Source organism: Pseudarthrobacter siccitolerans (assembly GCF_001046895.1).
Taxonomy (GTDB): domain Bacteria; phylum Actinomycetota; class Actinomycetes; order Actinomycetales; family Micrococcaceae; genus Arthrobacter; species Arthrobacter siccitolerans.
In genome coordinates this window covers 186,718-213,210 of record NZ_CAQI01000053.1, presented here as the reverse complement: position 1 = coordinate 213,210, position 26,493 = coordinate 186,718, and the positions used below count along the sequence as shown (strand labels likewise).

The 26,493-nt window shown below is 67.5% G+C and carries 26 protein-coding genes and 1 pseudogene; 19 read left to right on the top strand and 8 right to left on the bottom strand.

Going from position 1 to position 26,493, the window contains the following annotated elements:
* Positions 1-11 precede the first annotated feature (11 nt).
* Positions 12-1,088: an NAD-dependent epimerase/dehydratase family protein gene (locus ARTSIC4J27_RS18070; protein WP_050056576.1), complete on the bottom strand. Its 1,077-nt coding sequence runs from the start codon at positions 1,086-1,088 to the stop codon at positions 12-14.
* A 147-nt stretch (positions 1,089-1,235) separates the two neighbouring features.
* Between ARTSIC4J27_RS18070 and ARTSIC4J27_RS18065 the strand changes: the two genes are divergently transcribed.
* The 11 genes from ARTSIC4J27_RS18065 to ARTSIC4J27_RS18015 all read left to right on the top strand — a co-directional run bounded on the left by ARTSIC4J27_RS18065 (position 1,236) and on the right by ARTSIC4J27_RS18015 (position 13,227).
* Positions 1,236-2,189: a sigma-70 family RNA polymerase sigma factor gene (locus ARTSIC4J27_RS18065; RefSeq protein WP_050056575.1), complete on the top strand. Its 954-nt coding sequence runs from the start codon at positions 1,236-1,238 to the stop codon at positions 2,187-2,189.
* A gap of 153 nt (positions 2,190-2,342) precedes the next feature.
* On the top strand, positions 2,343-2,879 hold the full coding sequence (locus ARTSIC4J27_RS18060; RefSeq protein WP_050056574.1) for a D-glycero-alpha-D-manno-heptose-1,7-bisphosphate 7-phosphatase: 537 nt from the start codon (positions 2,343-2,345) through the stop codon (positions 2,877-2,879).
* Complete coding sequence (locus tag ARTSIC4J27_RS18055; protein WP_050056573.1) at positions 2,879-3,967, top strand: glycosyltransferase family 9 protein; 1,089 nt, start codon at positions 2,879-2,881, stop codon at positions 3,965-3,967. The genes ARTSIC4J27_RS18060 and ARTSIC4J27_RS18055 overlap by 1 nt, the downstream gene beginning before the upstream one ends.
* Positions 3,964-4,998 carry a glycosyltransferase gene (locus ARTSIC4J27_RS18050; RefSeq protein ID WP_050056572.1) on the top strand — a complete coding sequence of 345 codons (1,035 nt, stop codon included), beginning with the start codon at positions 3,964-3,966 and terminating at the stop codon, positions 4,996-4,998. The genes ARTSIC4J27_RS18055 and ARTSIC4J27_RS18050 overlap by 4 nt, the downstream gene beginning before the upstream one ends.
* Positions 4,995-6,248 (top strand): glycosyltransferase, encoded by a 1,254-nt coding sequence (locus ARTSIC4J27_RS18045; protein WP_050056571.1) that lies wholly within the window; start codon positions 4,995-4,997, stop codon positions 6,246-6,248. The genes ARTSIC4J27_RS18050 and ARTSIC4J27_RS18045 overlap by 4 nt, the downstream gene beginning before the upstream one ends.
* The gene (locus ARTSIC4J27_RS18040; protein WP_235436748.1) at positions 6,245-6,988 is read left to right on the top strand and encodes a D-sedoheptulose-7-phosphate isomerase; all 744 of its coding nucleotides are present in this window, start codon (positions 6,245-6,247) and stop codon (positions 6,986-6,988) included. Before ARTSIC4J27_RS18045 ends, ARTSIC4J27_RS18040 begins: the two co-directional genes overlap by 4 nt.
* Positions 6,985-8,406: a PfkB family carbohydrate kinase gene (locus ARTSIC4J27_RS18035; RefSeq protein WP_050056570.1), complete on the top strand. Its 1,422-nt coding sequence runs from the start codon at positions 6,985-6,987 to the stop codon at positions 8,404-8,406. Before ARTSIC4J27_RS18040 ends, ARTSIC4J27_RS18035 begins: the two co-directional genes overlap by 4 nt.
* A gap of 70 nt (positions 8,407-8,476) precedes the next feature.
* Positions 8,477-9,178 carry an SDR family oxidoreductase gene (locus tag ARTSIC4J27_RS18030; protein ID WP_050056569.1) on the top strand — a complete coding sequence of 234 codons (702 nt, stop codon included), beginning with the start codon at positions 8,477-8,479 and terminating at the stop codon, positions 9,176-9,178.
* A gap of 40 nt (positions 9,179-9,218) precedes the next feature.
* Positions 9,219-10,712 (top strand): aldehyde dehydrogenase family protein, encoded by a 1,494-nt coding sequence (locus tag ARTSIC4J27_RS18025; protein ID WP_050056568.1) that lies wholly within the window; start codon positions 9,219-9,221, stop codon positions 10,710-10,712.
* Positions 10,709-12,286: a D-glycero-beta-D-manno-heptose 1-phosphate adenylyltransferase gene (rfaE2, locus tag ARTSIC4J27_RS18020; protein WP_083435526.1), complete on the top strand. Its 1,578-nt coding sequence runs from the start codon at positions 10,709-10,711 to the stop codon at positions 12,284-12,286. The genes ARTSIC4J27_RS18025 and rfaE2 overlap by 4 nt, the downstream gene beginning before the upstream one ends.
* 32 nt (positions 12,287-12,318) lie before the next feature.
* Positions 12,319-13,227, top strand: coding sequence for a spermidine synthase (locus ARTSIC4J27_RS18015; protein ID WP_050056567.1), 909 nt, complete (start codon positions 12,319-12,321; stop codon positions 13,225-13,227).
* Between the two features lies 1 nt (position 13,228).
* Here the strand turns inward: ARTSIC4J27_RS18015 and ARTSIC4J27_RS18010 are convergent, their stop codons facing one another.
* Entirely contained in the window at positions 13,229-14,140 is a 912-nt protein-coding gene (locus tag ARTSIC4J27_RS18010) for a LysR family transcriptional regulator (protein WP_050056566.1), read from the bottom strand.
* A 129-nt stretch (positions 14,141-14,269) separates the two neighbouring features.
* Here ARTSIC4J27_RS18010 and ARTSIC4J27_RS18005 point away from each other — a divergent pair, with 129 nt between their 5' ends.
* Together ARTSIC4J27_RS18005 and ARTSIC4J27_RS18000 are read left to right on the top strand one after the other, a co-directional pair.
* Positions 14,270-15,652 carry an MFS transporter gene (locus ARTSIC4J27_RS18005; protein WP_050056565.1) on the top strand — a complete coding sequence of 461 codons (1,383 nt, stop codon included), beginning with the start codon at positions 14,270-14,272 and terminating at the stop codon, positions 15,650-15,652.
* 49 nt (positions 15,653-15,701) lie between these two features.
* Complete coding sequence (locus ARTSIC4J27_RS18000; RefSeq protein ID WP_050056938.1) at positions 15,702-16,451, top strand: 3-hydroxybutyrate dehydrogenase; 750 nt, start codon at positions 15,702-15,704, stop codon at positions 16,449-16,451.
* A 79-nt stretch (positions 16,452-16,530) separates the two neighbouring features.
* On the opposite strand, the gene ARTSIC4J27_RS17995 is transcribed toward ARTSIC4J27_RS18000, so the two are convergent.
* Together ARTSIC4J27_RS17995 and ARTSIC4J27_RS17990 are read right to left on the bottom strand one after the other, a co-directional pair.
* Positions 16,531-16,794: a hypothetical protein gene (locus ARTSIC4J27_RS17995; protein ID WP_050056564.1), complete on the bottom strand. Its 264-nt coding sequence runs from the start codon at positions 16,792-16,794 to the stop codon at positions 16,531-16,533.
* Between the two features lie 215 nt (positions 16,795-17,009).
* On the bottom strand, positions 17,010-17,399 hold the full coding sequence (locus ARTSIC4J27_RS17990) for a winged helix-turn-helix transcriptional regulator (RefSeq protein WP_050056563.1): 390 nt from the start codon (positions 17,397-17,399) through the stop codon (positions 17,010-17,012).
* Positions 17,400-17,496: 97 nt separating this feature from the next.
* On the opposite strand from ARTSIC4J27_RS17990, the gene ARTSIC4J27_RS17985 reads away from it, so the two are divergent.
* Together ARTSIC4J27_RS17985 and ARTSIC4J27_RS17980 are read left to right on the top strand one after the other, a co-directional pair.
* Positions 17,497-18,360: an SDR family oxidoreductase gene (locus ARTSIC4J27_RS17985; protein ID WP_050056562.1), complete on the top strand. Its 864-nt coding sequence runs from the start codon at positions 17,497-17,499 to the stop codon at positions 18,358-18,360.
* A gap of 180 nt (positions 18,361-18,540) precedes the next feature.
* Entirely contained in the window at positions 18,541-18,990 is a 450-nt protein-coding gene (locus tag ARTSIC4J27_RS17980; protein ID WP_050056937.1) for an SRPBCC family protein, read from the top strand.
* A gap of 9 nt (positions 18,991-18,999) precedes the next feature.
* On the opposite strand, the gene ARTSIC4J27_RS17975 is transcribed toward ARTSIC4J27_RS17980, so the two are convergent.
* Positions 19,000-19,632, bottom strand: a complete 633-nt coding sequence (locus ARTSIC4J27_RS17975) for a LysE family translocator (protein ID WP_050056561.1) — start codon at positions 19,630-19,632, stop codon at positions 19,000-19,002.
* 37 nt (positions 19,633-19,669) lie between these two features.
* Positions 19,670-21,163, bottom strand: coding sequence for an amino acid permease (locus tag ARTSIC4J27_RS17970; RefSeq protein WP_200900855.1), 1,494 nt, complete (start codon positions 21,161-21,163; stop codon positions 19,670-19,672).
* Positions 21,164-21,360: 197 nt separating this feature from the next.
* On the opposite strand from ARTSIC4J27_RS17970, the pseudogene ARTSIC4J27_RS23435 reads away from it, so the two are divergent.
* Both ARTSIC4J27_RS23435 and ARTSIC4J27_RS23430 read left to right on the top strand, forming a co-directional pair.
* Positions 21,361-22,077, top strand: a pseudogene (locus ARTSIC4J27_RS23435) (NAD(P)-dependent alcohol dehydrogenase); the annotation flags it as partial.
* A gap of 154 nt (positions 22,078-22,231) precedes the next feature.
* Positions 22,232-22,378 carry a zinc-binding dehydrogenase gene (locus ARTSIC4J27_RS23430; protein ID WP_327077667.1) on the top strand — a complete coding sequence of 49 codons (147 nt, stop codon included), beginning with the start codon at positions 22,232-22,234 and terminating at the stop codon, positions 22,376-22,378.
* 363 nt (positions 22,379-22,741) lie between these two features.
* On the opposite strand, the gene ARTSIC4J27_RS17960 is transcribed toward ARTSIC4J27_RS23430, so the two are convergent.
* Both ARTSIC4J27_RS17960 and ARTSIC4J27_RS17955 read right to left on the bottom strand, forming a co-directional pair.
* Complete coding sequence (locus ARTSIC4J27_RS17960) at positions 22,742-22,954, bottom strand: helix-hairpin-helix domain-containing protein (RefSeq protein WP_050056560.1); 213 nt, start codon at positions 22,952-22,954, stop codon at positions 22,742-22,744.
* Positions 22,951-23,523 (bottom strand): DinB family protein, encoded by a 573-nt coding sequence (locus ARTSIC4J27_RS17955; RefSeq protein WP_050056559.1) that lies wholly within the window; start codon positions 23,521-23,523, stop codon positions 22,951-22,953. The genes ARTSIC4J27_RS17960 and ARTSIC4J27_RS17955 overlap by 4 nt, the downstream gene beginning before the upstream one ends.
* A gap of 242 nt (positions 23,524-23,765) precedes the next feature.
* Between ARTSIC4J27_RS17955 and ARTSIC4J27_RS17950 the strand changes: the two genes are divergently transcribed.
* The gene (locus ARTSIC4J27_RS17950; RefSeq protein ID WP_050056935.1) at positions 23,766-24,542 is read left to right on the top strand and encodes an IclR family transcriptional regulator; all 777 of its coding nucleotides are present in this window, start codon (positions 23,766-23,768) and stop codon (positions 24,540-24,542) included.
* Positions 24,543-24,742: 200 nt separating this feature from the next.
* Positions 24,743-26,452 carry a urocanate hydratase gene (gene hutU, locus ARTSIC4J27_RS17945; RefSeq protein WP_050056558.1) on the top strand — a complete coding sequence of 570 codons (1,710 nt, stop codon included), beginning with the start codon at positions 24,743-24,745 and terminating at the stop codon, positions 26,450-26,452.
* The last annotated feature ends 41 nt before the right edge of the window (positions 26,453-26,493 follow it).

Here is a 26,493-nt window from a genome sequence, read left to right as displayed (position 1 = left end):
CCCGGGCGGCATTACCTCCGCCGAAGGGGCGGCGCCTGGTTTTTCAGTGGAATGCCTCTGGGTTTCAGGACGGGGGAAGGGGCTACTCCTTCCCCCGCTCCCATGCCCTCCAGCACATCCAGGACTGCCTCCACTGATGAGTGTTCCGCTTCCCATCCCAGGATCCTGCGCGCACGGTCGGTGTCCATAACGGGTACGCCCGCCGCCATTTCGACCCATCCTGAGTCTGTCGGCAGAAGGCGGAGCCGCCACGCCAACCCCACCAGTTTGTGGAGCATGCCCATGGGGAGGGGAAAGATTCTGCGCGCCCGGACTATCCGCGCAAGTTCCTGCGGCGATAGCACCGGCTCGGCTGCGATATTAAAAGCGCCAGAGGCCCGCTGGTCGATGACGCGCCAGTAGGCCTCGGCCACGTCGTCGGCGTGGACGGCCTGGAAGATGAGGTTGTCCGGCGCAGGCAGCAGGGGAATCCATGGCCTTTTCGGCAGGAACCGGGGGATGACCGGCCCCAGGAAGTACCTGCCGATCTCACTGCCGGCATCACGCTGGAAGATCAGTCCGGGCCTGAGCCTTGCCACTGCGATGCCCGGCTCGGCCGCCGCAAATTTGTCGAGAACTTCTTCCTGGGCGGCCTTGTGGCGGCTGTAGTGTGAGCCCGCTATTCCCGTGGCCGGCCAGGACTCATCGGACCGGCGGTCCTTGGGGGCCTTGCTGTAGGCGCCAACCGATGATGCGCAGACCACCTGCTTCACCCCTGCCTTCCGGGCTGCTTCCACCACGTTCGCTGTGCCTGTGACGTTGGTCCGGTACAGCTGGTCCAGGTCCCTGTTCGGCTGGATCTGCCACGCCAGGTGCACCACGCAATCAACACCCGCCAGTGCGGATTCCAGCCGTGGGCGGTGGCTTTCCAGGCCCACATCGAGCGTATGCCACGCCACCCCGGCGTAGGGGGCCCGTGAAGTGTCCGGAAGGCGCCGGCTGATCCCTGTCAGTTGCAGGCTGCCCGGCTTCCTGGCGAGCTGGCGCTGCAGGTTGCGCAGCAGGGCTGTCCCGGCGTTTCCGCTGGCTCCGGTAATGGCGATACGCATGGCAGGAACTCCTTGGCAGGGGTGTGCGGTTTCGTCTTACATGCCGAGCCTAATGCCGCGAAGGATTGTTTTATAAGCAACCTTATGATTTCCTACTGCTAAGTCTTGCCGCAGGCTTTCGGAACCAGACCGAGGGAACCAACGACAATGCCCGAATCCTTCGCCGCGCTTGCCGTGGATATTACGCCCGTCCCGGAGCCATGCCCAGAACCTCCGCGGGAAAACCGGGCCGCCAGTAAACAAGGGCGGCTGCGGGAGACCTTCGAAAACGACCTGGTCCTGGCTTATCTGGACCTCGCCGAAGCCCTCGCTGCCCGTTTCGAGGCCCGGGGCCGGGAACGTGCCGACCTGAACCAGGTGGCCTACCTTGGACTGGTCAAGGCCGCCCGCGGCTTCGACCAGTCCAAGGGGGAAAGCTTCCCGGCCTACGCCGCGCCCACCATTGCCGGTGAACTGAAGCGGTACCTGCGTGACCGGACGTGGGTGGTCCGGCCGCCCCGGCATATCCAGGACCTCCGCACCAGGATGTTCCGGGTGGAGCCGGAGCTGGTGCAGGCGCTGGGCAGGAACCCGAGCGTGGCCGAGTTGGCAACCGAGCTGGGAACCGACGCCGCGGAGGTGCAGGAGGCCATCTCGGCATCGAGCAGCATGCACCCGGACTCCCTGGACGCAGCCAACCCGCACAGCGACGCACCGTCCATCGGCGACCTGCTCGCCTGTCCGGAAACGCCCCTGGAGCGGCTCGAGGACCTTGCCTGCCTGCGTGAGGCAATGCAGGACCTGGACGCCGCGGACCGTGAACTGCTGTACCGGCGCTATTTCTGCGAGGAAACCCAGGTCCAGTTGGGCAAGCGGCTGGGAATGTCCCAGATGCAGGTTTCGCGCCGGCTGGCCCGGGTGCTCGTGGAACTCCAGCGGCGCCTCTTGAACAACGGGCACGTGGACAGCGTCCGGACGGAACCGGACCGTGCAGCTGGGGCCGCCGGTGCCAGCCGGTCGCTGCGGGGCACGGCCGCGCCGGTAGGTTCGAGCGCGGTTTCCGGCAAAGTCACCTCCCGCCGGAGCACGTCCCGGGCCGCTTCCGGGACCGGGCGCCGGTAGCTTCGGCGGCGTTCCGGCGGCCGCGCCGGCACCGGCCGGAAAGCCAGCGCAGCCCTATCTTGCCTGTTCAAACCGCTCTCCCGTTACCAGTCGAAAGGTGAGAAAAGCAGCAACCCGTGTTTAGGAGCAGCAGCAGTGGGGAACGGAGTGGGTATGGGAAGCTCCGCAACCTCGAAGTTCCGCGCTGTCCTGTTCGACCGGGACGGGACCCTGGTGGTCGATGTGCCCTACAACGGGGACCCCGAACGGGTCGCCCCAATGCCGGGTGCCAAGGAAGTCCTTGACGCCCTCCGGGCAGACGGGATAGCCACCGGAGTCATCAGCAACCAGTCCGGCATCGCCCGCGGCCTGATCACCGCTGCCGACGTGGCCGGCGTCAACGCCCGGGTTGAGGAATTGCTGGGGCCCTTCGACGTGTGGGAGGTATGCCCGCATTCCGAGCAGGACCGCTGCTCCTGCCGCAAGCCCGCTCCGGGAATGGTGCACAGCGCCTGCCGCAAGCTCGGCATCCGGGAATCGGAAGCAGCCTTGATCGGCGATATCGGCGCCGACGTGCGCGCAGCCGAAGCCGCCGGAGCCACCGGCATCCTGGTTCCAACGCCGGTCACCCGGGCTGAAGAAGTGGCCGAGGCCGGGCTGGTGGCCCGCAACCTGGCCGAGGCCGTCTCGCTGCTGGTGGGGCAGCCCTGATGGGCCGCGTCCTGGTGGCACGCCTGGACAGCATGGGCGACGTCCTCCTGGCCGGACCCGCAGTGCGGGCCGTGGCCAACGGGCGGTTCCCTGACGGCAGCCGGCCAAACCAGGTGGTGATGCTCTGCGGACGGCAGGGCGAAGCGGCGGCGGGAATGCTGCCCGGCGCAGCAGAGGTGTACACCTGGGACAGCCCGTGGATCATGAACCCGGCCCCCCGGATGACCGGCCCGCACGCGGACAGGCTCATCGAGTATGTCCGGAACTCCAGGATCACCGAAGCCGTCATCCTCACCTCCTTCCACCAGTCGCCCCTTCCGCTGGCCCTGCTGCTCCGGCTGGCAGGGGTGGAACGGATCACCGGTGCGTCCACCGATTACGCCGGCTCCCTCCTGGATGTGCGGCTCAAGCCCGGCGAAGACTTCCCCGAAGACCAGCCCGAAGCCGAACGCGCGCTGGGCATCGCGGAGGCGGCCGGTTTCCGGCTCCCGGCCGGGGACGACGGCAAACTCCGCCTCACGTCCGTACCCGACGTCCGCGACCTCGTGGGCGATGACCCGTATGTGGTGGTGCACCCCGGTGCCGCGGTCCCTGCCAGGGCGTGGCCGCCGCTGCACCATGCCGCCGCCGTCGAGCTCCTGCAGGGCGCGGGGCGCCGCGTGGTGGTGACCGGAGGCCCCGGCGAGACTTCACTGACCGCCACCGTTGCCGGACCCTCGGCATTGGACCTCGGCGGACAAACGGACCTCCACACCCTCGCGGGAGTGATGGCCGGGGCTGAGGCCGTCGTCACCGGAAACACCGGCCCCGCGCATCTCGCCGCAGCTGTGGGCACTCCCGTGGCCTGCCTTTTTTCGCCGGTGGTCCCGGCCATCCGCTGGGCGCCGTATGGGGTCTCACTGGAACTGCTCGGCGATCAGAACGCCCCCTGCCGCATGTCCCGGGCCCGCGTCTGTCCCGTCCCCGGCCACCCCTGCCTTGACTCCGTATCACCCGAGGAAGTGGTGGCGGCCGTGGAACGGCTGATCGGCGGAGTGAGCTCTTTCAGCACCCACGTCAGCACCCGTAGAAAGGCCCGCAACAGATGAGAATCCTGCTCTGGCATGTCCACGGTTCCTGGACGGACGCGTTTGTCCGCGGCCGTCATGAGTACCTCCTTCCGGTCCTGCCGGGAGGTGGCGCCTGGGGGCTGGGCCGTGCCGGCAGGGACTGGCCGGCATCAGTGCGGGAGGTGGATCTTGCGGCGCTGGACGCGGACGCTGTTGACGCCGTCGTGCTGCAGCGCCCGGAGGAAATCGACGAAGTTGCCCGCCTGCTGGGCCGGACGCCCGGTGCGGACCTGCCGGCGGTGTACGTGGAGCACAACACTCCCAAGGGTGATTTCCCGTTTACCCGGCACCCGCTCGCGGACCAGCGGACCATCCCCCTGGTGCACGTCACGCACTTCAACAGGCTGGCCTGGGACAACGGATCCGCCCGCAGCCTGGTGATCGAACACGGGATCCCGGACCCGGGGCAGCTTTACACGGGGGAGCTGCCGGAGCTGGGCGTGGTGGTGAATGAACCCATCCGCCGCGGCCGGGTCACCGGAACGGACCTGTTGCCCGCATTTGCTTCGGTTGCCCCGCTGCACGTCTTCGGCATGAAGACCGATGGCCTGGCCGCCGCCGCGGGGATCGACGCGTCGCGGCTCACGGTGCGGGGCGACCTCCGGACCGGTGAGCTGCACCGGGAACTGGCCCGCTGCCGCGTCTATGTACACCCGATGCGCTGGACTTCCCTGGGATTGTCCCTGCTGGAAGCCATGCACCTGGGAATGCCGGTGGTTGCCCTGGCCACCACCGAAGCGCCGCGGGCGGTGCCGCCGGAGGCCGGCATCGTGTCCGCCGATATCGATGAGCTGCTCCGCTGCGCGCAGCGGCTGGTCGCCAATCCGGATGAAGCCCGACGGCGGGGCGTTGCCGCCCGTGAGGCGGCACTGGAACGCTACAGCCTGGGCAGGTTCCAGGACCGCTGGGACGAGCTCCTCGCGGACCTGGGCGGCCGGCTCCGGCACTCCGACAACGGACGCCTGGAAGAGAAGATCCTTGTTCCGGCGCGAGAGAGGAAGACGCCATGAAGATCTCCATGATTTCCGAGCACGCCAGTCCGCTGGCGGCGCTGGGCGGAGTGGATGCCGGCGGTCAGAACGTGCATGTTGCCGCACTGTCCGAAGCCCTTGCCAAGCGGGGCCACCACGTTACTGTTTACACCCGCCGGGACGCAACGGAGCTTCCGGAGCGGGTCCGTGTGGGGCGCCGGTTCGAAGTGGTCCACGTGGACGCCGGTCCCGCCCGGCACGTCCCCAAGGATGAACTGTTGCCGTACATGGGCGAGCTTGCCGACGGCGTGGCGAGGGACTGGAGCCAGCGTCCTCCCGATGTGGTGCACGGGCATTTCTGGATGTCCGGCCTGGCGGCCCTGGACGCCGCCCGGCGCCCGGCGCAGGGCTACCGGGTGCCCGTCATCCAGACCTTCCACGCCCTGGGCACGGTCAAGCGGCGGCACCAGGGCGCGGAGGACACCAGCCCGGCCGAACGCCGGTGGCTTGAGCCCGGAGTGGGGCGTTCCGTGGACCGGATTGTCGCCACCTGCTCCGACGAAGTTTTTGAGCTCAAGGCCATGGGCATCAACACAGGAAAGATTTCCATCGCCCCGTGCGGCGTGGACCTGGGCTTCTTTTCCGCAGACGGGCCGGTGCCCGACAGGCAGCGCAAGCACCGCATCCTCTCGGTGGGCCGCCTGGTGCCGCGCAAGGGGGTGGATCTGGTGATCCGGGCCCTGCCGTACCTGCAGGACGCGGGCTTCGAGGACGTCGAGCTGCTGATTGTGGGCGGCGGCGCGGAATCGGACGTGCTCCACGCCGACCCGGAGGTCCGCCGCCTGCTGAAGCTGGCCGAGGAACTGGGGGTTGCGGACCAGGTGAACCTGCAGGGCCAGGTGTCACGCGGTGAGATGCCCGGCATCTTCCGCAGCGCCGATGCCGTGGTGTGCGCACCCTGGTACGAGCCGTTCGGCATCGTCCCGCTCGAGGCCATGGCCTGCGGCGTCCCCGTAGTTGCTGCCGCCGTGGGCGGGCTCAGGGACACGGTGGTTGACCACGGGACCGGGCTGCACGTGCCGCCGCGGGACCCGGAGGCCATCGCTTCCGCCCTGGCCCTGCTGCTGGAAAACCCCGCCCTGCGGACGGAACTGGGCACTGCAGGCAAGCGGCGCGCCCGCACCCGGTACTCCTGGGACCGGGTGGCCGCCGAGACCGAAAAGGCCTATCAGCTGGCGGTGGCCGGGGCCGCCGCCGGCGTTGTCCCGATGGAAGGAGCAGCACTGTGACTGCTGAATGGTCCCTTCGTGAAGCCGACCTGCCGGTACTGGCGCGGCCGGCCCCCCTGCCCGCGGTGCTGCCCGGTGCCGCTTTTGTTGATCAGGACAGCGCGGAGGCCGTGCGGACCCACCTGGACAATGTGGTGCCGGCCCTTGATTCGCTGCGGAGCCAGTCCGGCCGGCTCGCTGCCTGGGGCGTGGAGCTGGCCCAGCGCCTGCTCCGCGGCCAGCGTCTCCTCGCCGCCGGAAACGGCGGTTCAGCCGCGGAGGCACAGCACCTTACAGCGGAGCTGGTGGGCAGGTTCGACGGCGAGCGGGTGCCGTTTTCGGCGATCTCGCTGCACGCGGAGTCTTCGGCTATGACTGCCATCGCCAACGATTACGGTTACGACGACGTCTTCGCCCGCCAGGTGCGCGCCCACGGCAGGTCCGGGGACGTGCTGATGCTGCTCTCCACCAGCGGCAAGAGCCGGAACCTGCTGCGTGCTGCCGAAGCTGCCTCGCGCCTGAACATCACCACCTGGGCGCTCACCGGGAGTGGCCCCAATCCCTTGTCCGACGCCTGCGACGAGGCGGTCATGATTGACGCGCTCAACGCCAACGCGCAGGAGGGGCACCTCATTGCCGTGCACGCCGTCTGCCGCGCCTTCGACCTGGAAGTGGCCCGGCGCGGCTCGGCTGACGCGCCGGCCCTGACGAACCTCGGCGTGCAGAACCAGGGCCTGCAGAAGCGGGGCGGTGCGGCATGAGGATTGTGGTGGTAGGCGATGTGATGCTGGACGTGGACCTCTCCGGTGAGGCCACACGGCTGAGCCCTGACGCACCCGTGCCCGTGGTGGATGTGTCCGGCGTCAAGCGCCGCGCCGGGGGAGCAGGCCTCGTGGCCCGGATGCTGGCCGGGGACAACTGGCCTGTCACGCTGGTGACGGTCCTGGGCGATGACGACGCCGGCCGGCAGCTTGAAGCACAGCTTGCCGGGGTGCGGCTCGTGTCAGGTCCCAGCGGTTATCCGTCCCCGGTCAAGACCCGGGTCCGGGCAGGATCGCATCCGGTGGTCCGCTTCGACCAAGGCTGCGAAAAGACGCCCGTCCCGGAGGTCAGCCCGGCCATGCTCCGCGCGGTGGAGAAGGCCGGCGTGATCATTGTCGCCGACTATGGCCGCGGCCTGGCCGCGAACCCGCAGCTTCGGGAGCTCCTGGCCCGGCTGGCGGATGAGGTGCCCATTGTGTGGGACCCGCACCCGGCCGGGCCGGATCCGGTGCCCGGCGTCGCCGTCGTGACGCCGAACCTGGCCGAGGCGCAGAAAGCCGTGCAGGCGCGCGGCCGGAAGGAAAGCCGGCAGCAGACTGCTGCTGCCCGGCTGTCCGCTGCACCCGATCCCGATCACAGCGGTGATCCGGCCGCCGAGGCAGGCGCTGTCCTGCTGGAGGAATGGGGCAGCAAGGCTGTCCTGGTCACCAAGGGCGAACAGGGCGCTGTCCTGTGCCGGCGGGGCCGTGCACCGGAAGCCGTTCCGGCCCCGCGTGTGGAGGCCGGTGATCCCTGCGGGGCCGGGGACCGGCTTGCGGCCAGCCTTGCCGTGCACCTCCTCGCCGGCCGCGGTCTGGACGAAGCCGCGGTGCTCGCAGTCCACGACGCTGCCGACTTCCTGGCCGGCGGCGGGGTGTCCGCCCTCCCTGATGCAGAGGAGCCCGCGGCAGTCCAGCCCCGCATCAGCGACCCCCTGCTGCTGGCCCGCGCCGTGCGGGAGAACGGCGGCAAGGTGGTGGCCACCGGCGGGTGCTTCGACCTGCTGCATGCCGGGCACGTGCGGTCCCTCGCGGCTGCCCGGGAACTGGGGGACTGCCTGATCGTGTGCCTCAACTCGGACGATTCGGTACGCCGGCTCAAAGGCCCGGAGCGGCCCATCATCGGTCAGCACGACCGTGCCGAGCTGCTCCTCGCCATGGAATGCGTGGACGCGGTGATGGTCTTCGACGAAGACACTCCCGAAGCTGCCCTGGAACGCCTTCGCCCGGACATCTGGGTCAAAGGCGGCGACTACAAGGGCGCCAGCCTGCCCGAGGCTGCGCTGGTGGAGAGCTGGGGCGGGCGTTGCGTCACCGTCCCCTACCACCCGGCCCGGTCCACCACCGGCCTGGCCGATGCACTCGCCAAGGTGAGCTGACCGCCACCTGCCCGGCAGGGCGGCCTGGCCCGCCCATAAAAAGTTTGTTTTCCCGATCGAAAGGAACACCATGACTGCAGAGTTGAAAACACCCGGACGCGTGCTCGTGACCGGAGGTGCCTCCGGACTGGGGGCCGCCGTCGTCGACGCCGTCCTGAAAGCGGGAGGCACCCCCGTGGTGCTGGACCGCGACATCAGCAACGTGTCTTCCGTGAAGGCCTTCGAAGTGGATGTTTCGGACCGGCTGGCCGTGGAGGCCGCCGTCAAGGAGGCCGCCGAATCCCTCGGCGGCCTCGAAGCCGTGGTCACCGCGGCGGGCATCGACCGCTGCGGCAAGCTGGCCGACGTCGAGGCCACGGAATGGGAGAAGGTCATCGGGGTCAACCTGATGGGCACCGTCTCCGTGGTGCGGGCGGCACTGCCCTACCTCAAGTCCTCACACGGCCGTGTCGTGACCGTTGCCTCCACGCTGGGCAAGCGTGCGGTGGCCGATGCCACCGCCTACTGCGCGTCCAAGTTCGGTGTGGTGGGTTTCAGCCACGCGCTCGCAGCGGAGACCGGCGGCGAAATCGGGGTGACCACCATGATCCCCGGCGGCATGAAGACGCGCTTCTTCGACGACCGCACTGAGCAGTACAAGCCCCAGGACGATTCACGGCTCAACGACCCGTCCAACGTGGCGCAGGCGATCCTTTTTGCGCTGTCCCAGCCCACCGGCTGCGAGGTCCGCGAAATGCTGATCTGCCATGAGGAAGAGGGCTCCTGGCCCTAAACGCTGAACCATCCACGCCGGAACCGACGGGAGGAACATCATGCCCAGCATTGCCACAGACACCACTGCACTCGACTCCACTGCACAACAGGAAACAACGGACAGCACCGGCATCATCACCATCCGGAACCCCAGGACCGGTGACGTCCTGTGGACCGTGCCGGAAGCGGAACCGGCCGCCGTGAACCATGCCGTAGAGGTGGCACGGAGCGCTGCGGCGGACTGGGCCTCCACCGCGCCTGCGGAGCGGGGCGCCGCCCTCCGGAAAGCGGCGAAAGCGCTTGCGGCGGCCGCGCAGGAACTGGCTGAACTCAACTTCAGCGAGACGGGCCGGCCGGTGGAGGAGTCCATTGCCGGCATCGGCGCGGGCGTTTCCACCCTGGAGCAGTACGCGGAACTGGGTCCCGTCCACCGCGGCCACAGCCTGCGCGGCAACCGGCTCGCCGCCGATTACACCGTGGCCGAACCACGCGGCGTGGCTGTCCTCCTGACCCCGTGGAACGATCCGGTGGCGGTGGCATGCGGACTGATCGGCGCCGCGCTGGCCACCGGAAACACGGCGGTGCACAAGCCCAGCGAGCGCTGCCCGCGGCTGGGTGAGGCGTTGGGGGAAGTCCTCGCTCCGGCCTTTCCTCCCGGCGTGTTCCAGACGGTGTCCGGCGGCGCGGCCGTGGGCGCGCTGCTGGCCCAGTCCGGGGTGGACGTGATCGCGCACGTCGGCTCAAGCGCGGCCGGCGGGCGGATCGCCAGGGCCGGGGCGCTCACGGGAGCCCACGTCATCCGGGAGAACGGCGGCAACGATCCGCTGCTGGTGGACCGCGACGTTGACCCCGTGTGGGCCGCTGAACAGGCAGCCATCGGTGCCTTCAGCAACAGCGGCCAGATCTGCGTGGCGGTGGAGCGGATCTACGTCCATAAGGACATCGCGGACGAGTTCTGCGCTGCCCTGGAAGCCGAAGCGGCCCGCCGGAACAGCAACGGGACCGTCGCACCCCTGGTGGATTTGAGGATGCGGGATGAAGTCCACGCCCAGGTGGCCGACGCGCTCGCCCAGGGCGCACGGGCGCTGGAGGGCGGTGCACTTCCGGACGGCCCGGGCTCCTTCTACCCGGCAACCGTCCTGCTCGGCTGCACCGGCAGCATGCAGATCATGACGGAGGAAACCTTCGGGCCCGTGGCACCGGTGCAGGTGGTGGAATCGTTCGACGACGGGCTGCGGCTCGCGTGCAGCGGCAGGTACGGCCTGGCCGCCAGCGTCCTGAGCGGCAACATCGCGCACATCCAGCAGGCGGTGGCCGCCCTCCCGGTGGGTACCGTGAAGATCAACGAAGTGTTCGGCGGCGCCCCGGGCGGCGCGGCCCAGCCCCGGGGCGAAAGTGGTGCCGGCTTCGGCTATGGCCCCGAGCTTTTGGACGAGTTCAGCCGGGTGAAGGTCGTGCATATCGCGGCGCCGCCGGCAGTTGCCAAGCACAACGCAGGCGCTGCTGACGGCCTTGGCCCGGAAGCCGCCGTCACTGGACAGGACAAGTCATGAGCCTTCTTCCCGACGACCTGCCCGGCTCTCCCGGCGACGTGCCGGTGGACCCCGCACTGGTGGACCTGTCCAGCCAGCGCGCCCTGTCCGAATGGCTGCCGGGCAGGCTGGCCGCAGAGGAGGCGGCCATCCTGGTGATCGGCGACCTGATGCTGGACGGCTGGTGGAGCGGCAGCATCGAGCGGCTGTGCCGGGAAGCCCCGGCTCCGGTGGTGGATATCCAGGTCCGCGAATCAGTTCCCGGCGGGGCAGCCAACACCGCGATGAACCTGGCCGCCCTCGGTGCGCGGGTCTCCGTGGCCGGCATCATCGGAACTGACGACGCCGGTGAGGACCTGCGCAGCCAGCTCGTGGCCGCGGGCATCGACGTGACCCATCTGCACAGCCACCCGGACATGGTGACCACCACCAAAATCCGGATCAGCAGCGGCGGCCAGGTGATGCTCCGCCTGGACGACTCCGCCAAGACCGTCCCGGCCGAAGCGCTGGCATCACTCGCCGCCTCGGTCCGGGCCGCCGTCGAACGCCAGGACGCGGTGCTGGTGTGCGACTATGGCAACGGCGTCCTTGCCGATCCCGTCCGCAACGGACTGATCGAAGCGCTGGGCGAGGCCCCCGCTGGCCGCGGGGACCGCCCGCTGCTGGTGGTCGACTCCCACGATCCCCGCCCCTGGGCCCCGCTCCGCCCCGACCTGGTGACGCCCAACGCCCAGGAGGCCGCACGGATGCTGGACCTCCGCCTTCCGGACGGGCAGGACAGGGTGGAAACTGTCAGCCGGCACGCAGGGCAGCTGCTGGAAGCGACGGGCGCGGGTGCCGTAGTGGTCACCTTGGACCGTGACGGCACCGTGCTGCTAAGGCCCGACGGCGTCACGCACCGTACGTGGGCCCGTCCCGCAGCCGAGAAACAGGCTTCCGGCGCCGGCGACACGTTCGTGGCGGCGCTGACGCTGGCGCGCTCGGCAGGGCTGCCGCTGACGGCGAGCCTGGACCTTGCCCAGTCGGCCGCGGACGTGGTGGTGCACCAGCCGGGCACCTCAGTCTGCAGTACGGGCCAGCTCAGCCGGTACCTGAAGGCCTTCGCCGACACCGCCCTTGGCGCCGATGAACTCGAGCGGCAGCTGGCGCTGCACCGCTCCCAGGGCCAGCGCATTGTGCTCACCAACGGCTGCTTCGACGTGCTGCACAGCGGCCATACCCGCTACCTCAACCAGGCCAAGCAGCTGGGCGACGTCCTGGTGGTGGCGCTCAACAGCGACGATTCCGTGCGCAAACTCAAAGGCGCCGGCCGGCCCATCAACTCGTCCGCGGACCGTGCCGCCGTGGTGGCTGCGCTGAGCTGCGTGGACTACGTGACCGTGTTCGACACCCCCACGGCGGCGCCGCTGATCCGGCAGCTCCGGCCCGAGGTGTACGCGAAGGGCGGGGACTACACGCCCGAAATGCTGGCGGAGACGCCCGCCGTGGAGGAATACGGCGGCCGGGTGGCCATCCTGGACTACGTGGCGGAGCGGTCCACCTCCGCAGTGGTGAAGCGGATCCGCGAGGGCGAAGGGGCGGTGCCCGGCAGCTAGGGTTGAAGCATGACTGAAGCGTGGCACGGGTAATGGCAAAACGCGGAAGGTCAGGGGGCCGGAACGGCCTGCGCTCGGTGGCCGGGGTTGTGGAGGTGCCGGCCGGTTCCCGTCAGAGCGGACCGGTTGAAGGTGTGTATTACATCGATACCGGGGACTGCGAACTGATCGCCGACCAGGACAACTCCACCGGCTGGCTCCTGAAGATCAACGGTGTGATGAGCTCGCACATCGACCTCGCGGACCCCCTGTTCCTGGACTTCGAGTACATGCGGTGGATGTCGGCGCTGATCGAGTCGCGCTGGCCGCCGTCGGGCGTTTCCGGGACCAGGCCCAGACTCCGCGGCCTGCACCTGGGCGGCGGCGCCTGCTCGCTGGCCCGCTACTTCCATGCCGTCTATCCCGAGGCCCGGCAGGTGGTGGTTGAACTGGACGGCAAGCTCGCCGAACATGTGCGCAACTGGTTCGATCTCCCCAAGGCCCCGCTGCTGCGCCTGCGGGTGGGGGAGGCCCGCGAGGTCACCGAAACCCTGACCGCCGAAACCCGGGACTTCATCATCCGCGACGTTTTCGCCGGCGCCCTCACCCCGCGCTCGCTCACCACGGCCGAGTTCAACCAGCACGTCAAGCGCGTCCTGGCGCCGGGCGGGCTCTACGTGGTGAACTCCGGCGACGCCCCCGATCTCAAGAACGCCCGCGAGGACGCTGCCACCATTGCCGCTGCCTTCAAGCACACCGTGATCATCGCGGACCCGGCCATGCTCAAGGGCCGCCGCTACGGAAACATGGTGATGGCCGGCAGCGACGTCCCCTTCGGCGACGACCCGAAGCTGCACCGCCGGCTCCTGGGCGGGGCAGTGCCCGCGCACCTTTGGGACGACGCCCAGGTCCGGTCGTTCGCGGCCGGCATACCTGTCCGTCACGACCCCGCTCCTGAGTAGCTCATCCGGCCGGATCCTTGCCCCGGCCCAGCAGCCAGTCCCGGTGCTCCGCCATCTGTTCGCGAAGCGCCTGGACTACGGCAGCCACGGCCGGGCGGCGCAGTGAGTCCGGCCGCAGCACCATCCAGTACGGCAGCAGCTCGGCGATTTCGGCGGGCAGCAGGCGCACCAGGTCCTCGTGGAGATCGCCCATAAAGCAGGGCAGGAAGCCGATCCCGGCGCCGGCCCGGGTTGCTTCCACGTGGACAAAGACGTTGGTGGATGTCAGGCCGTCGCGCATGGCGGGCACCAGCCGCCGCGGCGCATCGAGGTCGTCCACCTGGAGCATGGAGTCCACAAAATAGACCAGCGGGTGCGCGTTGAGTTCGGCCACGGTGGCCGGGGTCCCGTGCTCGGCCAGGTAGGCGCGGGAGGCATACATCCCCAGCATGTAGTCGCCCAGCCGCACGGCCTCCGCCCGGTGCACCTGGGGTTCGCCCACCACCACTTCAATGTCCAGTCCCGAACGCTGCTGCAGGGCCCGCCGGGTCATGGTCACCACCTCCACGCTGAGCCCCGGGTGGTCGCGCCGCAGCCGGGCCACCGCTGGTGCCGCGATATAGGCGCTGAACCCGTCGGTGGCGGTCATGCGGACGACGCCGGTAATCGGGTCGGGTGCCTGGCCGGCAGCTCCCAGCGTGCCCACCACTGCCTCCACCTGTTCGGCCACCTGCACCGCCTGGGCGCCGAGGTCCGTCAGCTCCCAGCCGCCCGTAGCGCGTGCAAGGACGCGGCCGCCGAGCGCCTTCTCGAGCGCGGCGATCCTGCGTGAGACGGTGGTGTGGTTGAGTCCCAAAGCCTGCGCCGCCGTCGTAAATTTTGCGGACCGGGACACGGCGAGAAGTACCAGCAGGTCGTCAGGGTTGGCTTTCATATCTGCAATTCTGCACACAGCTGGTGCCACTTTGGTCATTGAAGCCGCAAGTTTGTGCAGCAATACTCAGGGGAGTCATCAGTGCTGTAGATCACAGCACGTGTCAATGTGGACACTAAAGGAGAAACAGTGAGCGTAGAGCAACGCCCGGCAGACAACAATGCCGGGTCCGCAGCCAAAGGGTCGGGGCTGAAGAAGATCGTCGCCGCCTCCATGGTGGGCACCGTGGTGGAGTGGTATGAATTCTTCCTCTACGCCACCGCAGCCACCCTGGTTTTCGGCAAGTACTTCTTCCCGGCCACCGGCAACGAGCTGGACGGCATCATCCAGGCCTTCATCACCTATGCCGTCGGCTTCGTGGCACGTCCGCTCGGCGGCATCGTGTTCGGCCAGATCGGCGACAAGCTGGGCCGCAAGCCCACGCTGCAGCTGACCATCGTTATTGTGGGAGTGGCAACGTTCCTGATGGGCTGCCTGCCCGGCTTCGCCGAGATCGGCTACCTGGCGCCCACCCTGCTGGTGGCGCTGCGCTTCATCCAGGGCTTCGCGCTGGGCGGCGAATGGGGCGGTGCCGTGCTGCTGGTTGCCGAACACAGCCCCAACAAGTCCCGTGGCTTCTGGTCCAGCTGGCCCCAGGCGGCAGTACCCGTAGGCAACCTGCTGGCCACCCTGGTGCTGTTCATCATGTCCTCCACACTGAGCCCCGAGGCATTCCTTGGCTGGGGCTGGCGCGTGGCGTTCTGGCTGTCCGCCGTCATTGTGTTCGTTGGCTACTACATCCGCACCCATGTCACCGAGGCGCCCATCTTCCTCGAGGCGAAAGCCTTGGTGGAGAAGGAACAGGCCGTCAGCTACGGCGTCTTTGAAGTGGTCCGCAAGTACCCCAAGGGCATCCTGCAGGCAATGGGCCTGCGCTTCGCCGAGAACATCATGTACTACCTCGTGGTGAGCTTCTCCATTGTCTACCTCAAGAGCGTGCACCAGTACGACACGTCCTCGCTCCTGCTGGCGCTGCTGATCGCCCACGTCATCCACTTCCTGGTCATCCCGCAGGTGGGACGGCTCGTGGACACGCTGGGACGCAAGCCCGTGTACCTGATCGGCGCCATTTCCGGTGCCGCCTGGCCGTTCTTCGCGTTCCCCATGTTCGATACCCGCAACGCCGTGATCATCGTCGCCGCCGTCACTATCGGCTTGTGCCTGCACGCCTTTATGTACGCCGGCCAGCCCGCCATTATGGCGGAACTGTTCCCCACCCGGATGCGTTACTCAGGTGTGTCGCTCGGTTCCCAGGTGACGTCGATTTTCGCGGGTTCGCTCGCCCCGCTGCTGGCCACCCAGTGGCTGAAGGACACCGGTTCCTGGGTGCCCACTGCCCTGTACCTGGTGGTTGCCTGCATCCTCACCTCCGTGGCGGTGCTGAGCCTGCGGGAAACCAAGGGCATCGCCCTGGAGGACGTGGACAAGGCCGACGCCGCCCGCGAAGGCCTGCTCCCCGCCAGGAACCGCTGAGCTGCTCAAGCAGCTGGACAGTCTGATGGACGAGCGTAAGGGAACTGCAATGGACAACACTTTGACCGGCCGCAAGGCCCTGGTCACCGGCGGAGCCAGCGGAATCGGCGCGGCGTGCGTACGCGAGCTTGCCGCACGCGGAGCGAAAGTGGTGGTGGCCGACGTCGATTCCGCCGGCGCCGCCGCGCTCGCCGACGAGGTGGGCGGCACTTCCTGGGCGGTTGACCTGCTGGACGTGGACTCGCTCGCCACCCTGAGCCTGGACTGCGACATCCTGGTGAACAACGCCGGGATCCAGCGCATCAGCCCCATCGAGGAGTTTGACCCGCTGCAGTTCCGCCGGATCATCGCCCTCATGCTGGAGGCGCCGTTCCTGCTGATCCGGGCCGCCCTGCCGCACATGTACACCAACGGGTTCGGGCGCATCATCAACCTCTCGTCCGTGCACGGGATCCGGGCTTCGCCGTTCAAAAGCGCCTACGTCTCGGCCAAGCACGGCCTGGAGGGGCTGAGCAAGGTGACGGCGCTTGAGGGCGGCGACCACGGGGTTACGTCCAACTGCATCAACCCCGGCTACGTCCGGACCGCACTCGTGGAGAAGCAGATCGCGGACCAGGCGCAGGTGCACGGCATTCCGGAGTCCGAGGTGCTGGCCAAGGTGATGCTCACCGAATCTGCCATCAAGCGCCTGGTGGAGCCCGAGGAGGTCGCTTCGCTGGTTGCGTGGCTCGCCTCCGACCACGCCGGCATGGTCACCGGCGCCAGCTACACCATGGACGGCGGCTGGTCGGCCCGCTAGGCCATCCCCGTCCCTCTGGAGTTTTTGTCCAGATATGCAGACTTTTCCGCCCTCCAGCCCTGCATATCTGGACAAAAACTCAGTCCTGTTGCCTTAGCTGCCGGTGGTCGTAGAAGAAAACACCGTGGGCCGTGTGCACGCCCACCGCTGTTTTTCGTTGCGAGATGACCACGCCCTCGCGCCGGCCGTTGAAGGGATCATCACCCACCACGGCGTCCCCGATCCTGTAGGGGGACCGTGGTTTGAAGGCGGCCACTACGCGGTCCCACGCTCTCGCGGCGGCCATGGCAAGGCTGATGGGCTGCCCCAGGCCGGCCGGGTCGGGGACAAAGGTCTTCACCATGCATACCAACTCCTTGCGGGCGGCAGTGCAGCCACCCACTGGCGGTGCAGGTAACCGGAACGCTCCCAGCAGAGGGCGGCCCTCCTATTCCGGTCGGCACCTTACGCCAAAGCTATGCGCTAATCACATCAGTCACACCAGTAACATGTACTCGCTTTTGGCAGGCGGGCATACCTGCCTCTGCTGCTGCTCCGGGACTGAGAGGTTCGTGCCCCTCAGCGCTGGCCGTTGACGATCTCTTCCGCGTTCTCGAATGCCCAGGCGGCCAGCGGAACCAGCAGCGCGCTCAGTTCGTAGCCGCGGTCGGTGAGGCTGTAGTCCACCCGCGGCGGAATGACCGGTTGGGCTTGCCGGCTGACCAGGCCGTCACGCTCAAGGGTCTTGAGGGTCTGTGCCAGCATTTTCTCGCTGATGCCCTCGGCCCGCCGGCGCAGTTCACTCCACCGCTGCTCACCCTCCGACAAGGCCAGCAGGATCAGCAGGCCCCATTTGCTGGTGATGTGGTCCAGTACCGTCCGGCTGGGGCACCCGGCCGGGAAAACGCCGTCGGCAAGCGCTGCGGGGAGGAGTTCGGCATGCGCGGGAGCGGCGGTACTTACTTTCATGTCAGTACCTTACCTCAAAGTGCGTACTCTCTTTTGGGAAGTATCAACGCAGCCTCATGGTTGTGTCCCATGAACAACCCCTACGGAAGGAAGATTCATGAGCATCGTTGTTACGGGCGCAACCGGCCAGCTGGGCCGTCACGTGGTCGAGGCACTGTTGGAACGCAAAGTTCCCGCCCAGGAGATTGTGGCCACCGGGCGCTCCCTTGAAAAGCTTGCGGACTTCGCGGAGCGCGGCGTCCAGGTCAAGGGCATGGACTACGCTGATCCCGCCTCCGTGGCTGAGGCCCTGAAGGGTGCCTCCAAGGTCCTCCTCATTTCAGGCAGCGAGGTGGGCCAGCGGGTGGAGCAGCACCGCACGGTGATTGAAGCCGCCAAGGCGGAGGGCGTTGAACTGCTTGCCTACACGAGCATCGCCAACGCGGACACCACAGGGATGAAGCTGGCCGCCGAGCACCAGGCCACGGAAGCCATCCTGCGGGAATCCGGTGTTCCCTTTGTCCTCCTGCGTAACGGCTGGTACCTCGAGAACTACACCGACCAGCTGCCCGGCACTCTTGCCCAAGGTGCCATCGCGGGAAGCGCCGGGGAAGGCCGCGTCAGTGCCGCTGCCCGGGCCGACTACGCCCACGCCGCTGCCGCTGTCCTGGTTGCCGACGGACAGGCCGGCAGGATCTACGAGCTGGGCGGCGACGAACCGTTCACCATGGCGGAGCTTGCCGCCGAGATCAGCGCTGCCGCAGGAAAGCATATTTCATACCAGGACCTTCCGGCGCCAGAATATGCCGGAATGCTGGCAGGCTTCGGAGTACCGGAAACGTTCGCGGACATCCTCGCCGATTCCGATCTTGGCATCGCCCGCGGAGACCTCCTGGTCAGCACCGGGGACCTGCGCAAGCTGATCGGACGCCCGACGACGTCCCTGGCTGAGGCTGTACGCTCAGCCGTCGTCACAGCCTGACGGTCGCCGCCTGACCGACGCCGACTGACGGAATGGTCCTGGTTGCCCGGCCATGCCTGCCGGCCAACCAGGACCCCGAAGTCGGCAGTCCAACGGCATTGCGCCGCTGCATCCACCGGCGTGATGATGAACGGAGCAGCGCGTTACCCTGCAGGCAGCCGGACGCTTGGAGTGATGATCATGCCGGAACGCCACATCATGGTGCAACGCCGCATGTCGGCGTCCAGGGATTCCGTATGGGCGCTCTACGCGGACTTCCCGAACCTCGCGAACCATTGGAGTGGCTTGAGGGCAACGAGAGCCATCGGTGACCAGGCCACCGGCGTGGGCGCCCGGCGCCACGTAGACCTGAAGCCTATAGGCAGCATGGAGGAGACCGTCACCGCTTGGGAGGAAGGCCGCCGGATCGATACCGGGAACCAGCCGAGTGCGTTGGTGCCGTTCAAGCGGGCCGCCTCCTCGCTCAGGCTCGAGCAGGACGGCAACGGGACCCTGGCCACCTTCGACTACCGGTATGTTCCCCGGGGCGGCGTCATCGGCCGCTTCACCGGCCCGTTGATCGACAGGATGCTGACGGCGACATTCACCGACATGCTGGCCGCCACCGGGGCGGCCGCGGCGCAGCGGTGACGAGGGCAATCAGGACTTGCTGCCCGTCAGTGCCAGTGTTCCGCCGAGGCCGATCATCATGACTCCGCCTGCGGCGCTGAGGCTGGCGATGCGCTTCGGGGAGCGGGCGAACCAGTGCCGGGCGGTGCCGGCGGCCAAGGCCCAGATGCTGTCCGAAACCAGCGCTATTACCAGGAAAATGACACCGAGCAACGCGAGTTGCAGCGGAATGCTGCCCGCCGCGTAGTCAACGAACTGGGGCAGCACCGCAACAAAGAACACGATCGTCTTGGGGTTCGTGGCACCCACCAGGAAACCCTCCCGCACCATGCGCCACGTGGACGACGGCGGCACCGGGCCGGCCGCCGCCGTTCCGCCCCGGTGCCGGATCGCCTGGATACCGAGGTGCACCAGGTAGGCCGCACCGGCGATTTTGATGATGGTGAACAGCACCACCGACTGTGCCAGGACTACGCCAACCCCCAGGGCTACGGCGATGATCTGCGGCACCATCCCCAGGGCGTTGCCCAGCACACTCAGGAGTCCGCCCTTGCGTCCGAGGGCGAGCGAACGGCCGATGACAAACAGCACGCTGGGGCCGGGGATGGCGATGAGGACCAGCGAGGTCAGCGCAAACGCCAGGACATGGGGGAACGGAACCATGCCTGATGATAGCCCTGGCCCCGCCGGGGGTCGATGCCTAGCTGCGGGCGGAAACAGCGGTGGTGACCACCGGCAGCGGCGACGTTTCATCCACCAGTTCGGCCCGCCGTCGTCCGTCACCCTTGATCCACAAACGGTACGCAAGGACGAGGAGCGCCAGCCAGGCGCCGCCAACATACAAGGCGATCCGGGTGTCTTCGAAGGCGCCGAGGACGGCGATCACCAGTGCCATGAAGGCAATGGTGAGGACCGACGCGGCAGGCCACCATGGCGAAGGAAATTCCGACGCCGGCAGGCCGCTTCGCGCGATTTCCCGCTTCATGGCCACATGCGAAGCAAGGATCATCACCCAGACCCAGACGGTGGCGAAGGTCGCGATGGATGCGATGAGGATAAAGACGTCCTCGGGAATGACGGCGTTCAGGACCACACCCACCAGGAGGATGCCCGCCATCATCACTACCGTCATCCACGGCACCCCATGCCGGGACACCTTGCCGAAAGCGGCAGGGGCGTGGCCTTGGCGGGAGAGTCCGAAGAGGATGCGGCCGGCGCCGAAGATGTCGCTGTTGATGGCGGAGAGTGCGGCCGTGATCACCACGGCGTTCAGGATATGCGGGGCGGCGGGGATGCCCAGCCCGCTGAAAATCTGGACGAAGGGGCTGCCGTTGCTGCCGATCTCGTTCCACGGGAAGAGGCTCATAAGCACGCCCAGGGTGAGGACGTAGAACAGCAGGACGCGGACGGGAACGGTATTGACTGCCTTGGGGATGACCTTCTTGGGGTCGGCTGCTTCGCCCGCGGTGATGCCGAGGGTCTCGATCCCGCCAAAGGCGAACATCACCACGGCGAAGGACGCGAGCAGCCCTTCGAAGCCGAACGGGAGGAACCCGCCGTGCTCCACGAGGTTGCCCAGGCCTGGTGCGACAGTTGTACCGGCAGCCTGGAAGCCGAACACGATAATGGCGGCGCCGCCGGCGATCATGGCGATGATGGCCACCACCTTGATCAGCGAGAACCAGAATTCGAGTTCGCCGAAGACCTTCACGCTCAGCAGGTTCAGGGCGGCCAGGAAGAAGATGATCGCCAGGATCCAGACCCAGCGCTCCACTTGGGGAAACCAGAAGCCCATGTAGATACTGAATGCCGTGACGTCCGCGATCGCCACGATGGCCATTTCAAACACGTAGGTCCAGCCGGTGATGAAGCCGGCCAGCGGGCCGAGATAGCGGCTGGCGTACTGGCCGAAGGAGCCGGACACCGGGTGCCGGACGGCCATTTCACCGAGCGCGCGCATCACCATAAAAACTGCCGCCCCGCCGATGATGTAGGCCAGCAGTACGGCCGGGCCGGCCTTCTGGATTGCGGAGGCTGAACCGTAGAAGAGGCCGGTGCCGATTGCCGAGCCGAGGGCCATGAACCGGATGTGGCGCACGTTCAGCCCCCGGTTCAGGACGCTTCCGACGGCGGCAGCCGGCTTCTGTTTTCCGGCAGCACTGTCGTTCCTGGTTGGGGTTGGGGCTTGTTGCATACAAATACCTTCTCGTCTTTGGGAGGGGGCCGGTAACCAGCAGACCACCTCCGAGGCTGACGTGATGAGCCTCACGGGGCCTTGGTGTCTTTCATTTCAGATTGGACGGTGGATCGCTGCGTTTTCGGTTCAGAGGCGGACCCTTGACGCGACCCCGGCCTTTTCCTTACCCTGAGGGGCCGCCGGTAACCGGACGGATGAGGTTGTTGTGCCCCCGTACCGTCAGCCTGAAGGAGATCATGGTGAAAGCGATCGTGCAGGACGTTTATGGATCGGCGGACGTGCTGGAGCTGCGGGATATTGCCAGGCCCGGGCCCCGCGACGGCGAGGTGCTGATCCGCGTGCGGGCGGCCGGCGTCGACCAGGGCGTGTGGCATCTGATGGCCGGGCTTCCGTACCTTATCCGCCTCTTTGGCTACGGGCTGAAGAAGCCGAAAGTTCCCGTCCGGGGCCGGGAAGTGGCGGGCGTTGTGGAAGCAGTGGGCGGTGGAGTGACCCGCTTTGCTCCCGGGGACGAGGTGTTTGGAACCTGCGAGGGATCCTTTGCCGAATATGCCTGCGCCGAGGAGGACAAGGCGGCCCGCAAACCCGGTGGTCTCTCCTTCGAGGAAGCGGCGGCCGCGCCGATCTCCGGTGTCACCGCCCTGCAGGCTGTCCGCGACGCGGGCCAGGTCACGGTCGGCCAGAAGGTGCTGGTCCTGGGTGCGGGCGGGGGAGTGGGGTCCTTCGCGGTCCAGCTGGCCAAGGCTTTCGGAGCAGACGTGACAGGGGTCTGCAGCACCGGCAAGGTGGAGCTGGTGCGTTCCCTCGGGGCGGATGCCGTCATTGACTACACCACAACCGATATTGCGGGCGCCGGGAAGCTGTACGACGTCATCCTGGACACAGCCGGAAACCGGCCGCTGTCCCTCCTGCGCCGGCTGCTCGTCCCCAAGGGCACCCTGGTGATCATTGGCGGCGAAAACGGCGGCAAACTGACCGGCGGGTTCCAGCGGTCCCTCGGAGCGCCGCTGGCCTCCTTGTTTTTGGGGCCGGAAGTTCAAGGGGCTTGTCGCCAAGGAAACGCACCTGGATCTCGAGGCCCTGGCATCGCTGATGGGAGGCGGCAGCGTGAAGCCCGCGGTGGACAAGGTCTTTCCCCTTGCCGAAGCGCCGGCCGCCATCCGGTACCTCCGTGAGGGGCGGAGTCGCGGCAAGGTGGTTGTCAGGGTCTGAGCGGGACAGGTTATGCACATAGGCAAGAAGGCAGGATGATCCGGGCGGGCCCGTCCGGGACGCTGGAGGCATGGAAAGCAAAGCAGACTGGGACGCCGCAAACAGACGAGCTCTTGAGGCAATCCACTGGGCACTCTGGGGTGTCCTGGTCCGGGGGCCGCCATGGAAAATAGCCCGCCATCGCCCTACGGCCGCACCGTGGATGCAGTTGCCAGAAGGGGCTTTTATATGGGCCAGCTCGCAGAGTTCGAAAGGATCGAAGCCCGGCTCGACGCATTCAAAGTCAGGCTGTCCGCTGGGTATCCAGGGACACCGGCTCCTTCTTTTTCAGCATCACCCCCATCATCCGGGACTACCGCTTCCTCAGGCGGCGAAGGTGAGTCCCCGCTCGGCGGCGGCTTCCTCGAGGATCCGTAAGGCTTTGGGGCCAATCCCGTGCATGGCCAGCAGTTCCCGGCGCCCAAGGGAGGCCACCTCGGTCAGGGAAATGATGCCCGCCTGAAGGAGGGCGCTGTTGGCGGGCCGGCCAACCGGGGGCAGATCTCCTATTTGAGCGGGAACGTCACGCGTGCTCATGCCTGCCTCGCCGCAGCTTCGATGGCGGCGCGGTGGGCGGCCCATTCTTCGGCGCTGCGCCTGGTGAGGTTCGGATCACCCGGGCGCTGCCCGGCGCTGCCATCGATGAGTTCACGCAGGATGTCAGCGTGGCCCAGGTGGTGGGCGCGTTCGGTCACCATATGGACCAGTATCTGGTGCAGGGTGACATTGCGCCGGTCGTCCGGCCACCAGGGAACCACTCCGGGGGCGTCAGCGGGCAATGCTTCGATGGTCGCGTCGCTGTGCGCAGCGGCGAAGCGGTGCAACTCGATGATGTCCTCGCGGGACTCGTCAGCGGTCGCCCACATGTCCGCATCCGGGACGGCGCCCTCGTCCAGCCAGGTAAGGTGGCGTCCGCTGGGACGGCCAAACACCACGCCGAAATAATCCACTTCCACGCTGGCCACATGTTTGACCAAGCCCAGCAGGTTGGTTCCGGTGGGCGTAAGCGGCCGGCGGACGTCGTACTCGCTCAGGCCATCCAGTTTGCCGAGCAGGTCGTCACGCCTTGCCCGGAGATAGCGGTGCAGCGTCTCTTTTTCGTCCATAGACGGACTCTACCCAATAACGGCCCCGCCGCGGCTGGGGCAGCAGGACCCGGCTGACGTGCGCGTCTCGTATTCCAGACACCAAGCGTGTTTGTATGAGGTTTGCGGGCGGGAGTAGGGCGCAAGCTTAAGTACGGGATCCCGGATAGCAGTGGGATGTAGAGCGAAAAACGAAGGAGGCTCCGGTGTTAGCTACGGAAGCAGTGCCGCAGGCCGGCGTCGAATCAAAAGCGGCCTCGAAGATGGCATCGAAGGTACCCGCTGCGGAAAACACGCTCCGCATCCTCAAACTGCTCGCTTCCCGGCGGGGACCGATGGCGGCGTCGCAGATTGCTTCCACCCTGGGCCTGCCCCGGTCCAGCGTCTACCACCTGCTCGGCGTGATGGAGGCGAACGGCTTCGTGCTCCACCTGCATGAGGAGCAGCGATACGGGCTCGGGATCAGCGCCTTCGAGCTCAGTTCTGCTTACTCCCGTCAGGAGCCGCTGTCCCGGCTCGGCCGGCCCCTGCTCGCAAGCCTCGTTGACGCCCTCGGCGAGAGTGCCCACCTGGCCGTGCTGCATGGCCGCGACGTGCTGTACATCGTGGAGGAGCGGGCCAAGAACCGCCCGTCCCTGGTGACCGACGTCGGCGTCCGGCTCCCCAGCCACCTCACCGCCAGCGGACGGGCCATCCTCGCCGCGCTGCCCAAGTCCCAGGTGCGGGCTTTGTACCCGAATGCCGCCGCCTTCACGGCCCGGCACGAGGTGGAAGGCGCCATCATGAAGTACTCCGCGCTGTCCTCCCACCTGGACCAGGTCCGGCAGCGCGGCTATGCCACTGAACACGGCGAGGTGACCCCAGGCTTCGGCTCGATCGCCGCCGCCGTCACGGATCACCTGGGATGGCCGACGGCGGCAGTCGCCGTGACCTTCCTCGAGGACAAGCTGCCCGTGGAGGAATGGCCGGTGCTGGCCGGGCGGGTCCGGAAGGTCGCCGACGAACTGTCACTCCGGCTCCACGGCCGCCCCGTCAAGTAACCGCCCTCGCCTTTTTGCACCATCACCTTTGGTCCCTATCCGGGGGTTTTGGCAGCCAAAAGTGATGGTGCGACTGGAGGGTGGGGAGCGTCTGGAATACCGAACAGCACCCTTCCGAAACCACTGTAAAGCCCCTTCTCCAAGGGCTTTAGTTGATACAGAACTTCTTGAAATAACAGACACAACGAAAAGGAGCCATCATGGCACCCGCCGATTTCACCACCGGTGCGCGCCCGGTCAAAGCTGCCCGGGGCACGGAGCTCACCGCCAAGTCCTGGCAGACCGAAGCGCCGCTGCGGATGCTGATGAACAACCTGGACCCCGAGGTGGCTGAGCGTCCGGATGACCTGGTGGTCTACGGCGGCACGGGCCGGGCGGTCCGTTCCTGGGCCGCGTTCGACGCGATCACCCGCACCCTGGAAACCATGGAAAAGGACGAGACCCTCCTGGTCCAGTCCGGCAAGCCCGTGGGCGTGTTCCGGACCAATGAATGGGCCCCGCGCGTGCTGCTGGCCAACTCCAACCTCGTCGGCGACTGGGCCACCTGGCCCGAGTTCCGCCGGCTCGAGGCCGAAGGCCTGATGATGTACGGGCAGATGACCGCCGGATCCTGGATCTACATCGGCACCCAGGGCATCCTGCAGGGCACCTTCGAAACCTTCGCCGCGATCGCCCGCAAGCTCACCGGCGATGAAAACGGGACCCTCGCCGGCACCCTCACCCTCACCGGCGGCTGCGGCGGCATGGGCGGCGCCCAGCCGCTGGCCGTCACCCTGAACGAGGGCGCCTGCCTGATTGTCGACGTCGACGAGACCCGCCTGCGCCGCCGCGCCGGCAAGCGCTACCTCGATGAAGTGGAAACCGACCTCGACGCCGCCATCGCCAAGGTCCTGGCGGCCAAGGAAGAGCGCCGCGGCTGGTCCGTGGGCTACGTGGGCAACGCCGCGGAGGTTTTCCCCGAGATCCTGCGCCGCCACAAGGCCGGCGAACTCACGGTGGACATCGTCACCGACCAGACGTCCGCCCATGATCCGCTGTCCTACCTGCCCGAGGGCATCACGGTGGCCGAGTGGCACCGCGAGGCCGAAGCCGACCCCGAGGGCTTCACCAAGAAGGCCCAGTCATCGATGGCCCGGCACGTGCAGGCCATGGTGGAATTCCAGGACGCCGGCGCCGAGGTCTTCGACTACGGCAACTCCATCCGCGACGAAGCCCGCAAGGGCGGTTACACCCGGGCCTTCGAGTTCCCCGGCTTCGTTCCCGCCTACATCCGGCCCCTGTTCTGCGAGGGCCTGGGCCCGTTCCGCTGGGTGGCCCTGTCCGGGGACCCGGAAGACATCCGCGTCACCGACGAGGCCATCAAGGAACTGTTCCCCGAGAACAAGCACCTGCACCGCTGGATCGACGCCGCGCAGGAACGGGTCGAATTCGAAGGCCTGCCGGCACGGATTTGCTGGCTCGGATACGGCGAACGCGCCAAGGCCGGGCTGCTGTTCAACCAGCTCGTGAAGGAAGGCAAGGTCAAGGCGCCCATCGTCATCGGCCGCGACCACCTGGACTCCGGCTCCGTCGCCTCCCCCTACCGCGAAACCGAGGCCATGGCCGACGGCTCCGACGCCATCGCCGACTGGCCCATGCTCAACGCCCTGCTCAACACCGCATCCGGCGCCACCTGGGTCTCCCTGCACCACGGCGGCGGCGTCGGCATCGGCCGCTCCATCCACGCCGGCCAGGTCTCCGTCGCCGACGGCACCGACCTCGCCGCGCAGAAACTCGAACGCCTTCTCACCAACGACCCCGGCATGGGCGTCATCCGCCACGCCGACGCCGGCTACGACCGCGCCCTGGACGTCGCCAAAGAACGCGGCGTCCGCATCCCCATGCAAGAAGGCCCCGCCGAAACCCGCTGATCCCGGACCAACCCTCATCCATTGCTCCGTAGGTGTCGTTC

Excerpts from the sequence above, each read along its gene's own strand:
- ARTSIC4J27_RS18070 (WP_050056576.1), bottom strand. The coding sequence starts at position 1,088 with ATGCGTATCGCCATTACCGGAGCCAGCGGAAACGCCGGGACAGCCCTG.
- ARTSIC4J27_RS18065 (WP_050056575.1), top strand. The coding sequence starts at position 1,236 with ATGCCCGAATCCTTCGCCGCGCTTGCCGTGGATATTACGCCCGTCCCG.
- ARTSIC4J27_RS18060 (WP_050056574.1), top strand. The coding sequence starts at position 2,343 with ATGGGAAGCTCCGCAACCTCGAAGTTCCGCGCTGTCCTGTTCGACCGG.
- ARTSIC4J27_RS18055 (WP_050056573.1), top strand. The coding sequence starts at position 2,879 with ATGGGCCGCGTCCTGGTGGCACGCCTGGACAGCATGGGCGACGTCCTC.
- ARTSIC4J27_RS18050 (WP_050056572.1), top strand. The coding sequence starts at position 3,964 with ATGAGAATCCTGCTCTGGCATGTCCACGGTTCCTGGACGGACGCGTTT.
- ARTSIC4J27_RS18045 (WP_050056571.1), top strand. The coding sequence starts at position 4,995 with ATGAAGATCTCCATGATTTCCGAGCACGCCAGTCCGCTGGCGGCGCTG.
- ARTSIC4J27_RS18035 (WP_050056570.1), top strand. The coding sequence starts at position 6,985 with ATGAGGATTGTGGTGGTAGGCGATGTGATGCTGGACGTGGACCTCTCC.
- ARTSIC4J27_RS18030 (WP_050056569.1), top strand. The coding sequence starts at position 8,477 with ATGACTGCAGAGTTGAAAACACCCGGACGCGTGCTCGTGACCGGAGGT.
- ARTSIC4J27_RS18025 (WP_050056568.1), top strand. The coding sequence starts at position 9,219 with ATGCCCAGCATTGCCACAGACACCACTGCACTCGACTCCACTGCACAA.
- rfaE2 (WP_083435526.1), top strand. The coding sequence starts at position 10,709 with ATGAGCCTTCTTCCCGACGACCTGCCCGGCTCTCCCGGCGACGTGCCG.
- ARTSIC4J27_RS18015 (WP_050056567.1), top strand. The coding sequence starts at position 12,319 with ATGGCAAAACGCGGAAGGTCAGGGGGCCGGAACGGCCTGCGCTCGGTG.
- ARTSIC4J27_RS18010 (WP_050056566.1), bottom strand. The coding sequence starts at position 14,140 with ATGAAAGCCAACCCTGACGACCTGCTGGTACTTCTCGCCGTGTCCCGG.
- ARTSIC4J27_RS18000 (WP_050056938.1), top strand. The coding sequence starts at position 15,702 with ATGGACAACACTTTGACCGGCCGCAAGGCCCTGGTCACCGGCGGAGCC.
- ARTSIC4J27_RS17995 (WP_050056564.1), bottom strand. The coding sequence starts at position 16,794 with ATGGTGAAGACCTTTGTCCCCGACCCGGCCGGCCTGGGGCAGCCCATC.
- ARTSIC4J27_RS17990 (WP_050056563.1), bottom strand. The coding sequence starts at position 17,399 with ATGAAAGTAAGTACCGCCGCTCCCGCGCATGCCGAACTCCTCCCCGCA.
- ARTSIC4J27_RS17985 (WP_050056562.1), top strand. The coding sequence starts at position 17,497 with ATGAGCATCGTTGTTACGGGCGCAACCGGCCAGCTGGGCCGTCACGTG.
- ARTSIC4J27_RS17980 (WP_050056937.1), top strand. The coding sequence starts at position 18,541 with ATGCCGGAACGCCACATCATGGTGCAACGCCGCATGTCGGCGTCCAGG.
- ARTSIC4J27_RS17975 (WP_050056561.1), bottom strand. The coding sequence starts at position 19,632 with ATGGTTCCGTTCCCCCATGTCCTGGCGTTTGCGCTGACCTCGCTGGTC.
- ARTSIC4J27_RS17970 (WP_200900855.1), bottom strand. The coding sequence starts at position 21,163 with ATGCAACAAGCCCCAACCCCAACCAGGAACGACAGTGCTGCCGGAAAA.
- ARTSIC4J27_RS17960 (WP_050056560.1), bottom strand. The coding sequence starts at position 22,954 with ATGAGCACGCGTGACGTTCCCGCTCAAATAGGAGATCTGCCCCCGGTT.
- ARTSIC4J27_RS17955 (WP_050056559.1), bottom strand. The coding sequence starts at position 23,523 with ATGGACGAAAAAGAGACGCTGCACCGCTATCTCCGGGCAAGGCGTGAC.
- ARTSIC4J27_RS17950 (WP_050056935.1), top strand. The coding sequence starts at position 23,766 with ATGGCATCGAAGGTACCCGCTGCGGAAAACACGCTCCGCATCCTCAAA.
- hutU (WP_050056558.1), top strand. The coding sequence starts at position 24,743 with ATGGCACCCGCCGATTTCACCACCGGTGCGCGCCCGGTCAAAGCTGCC.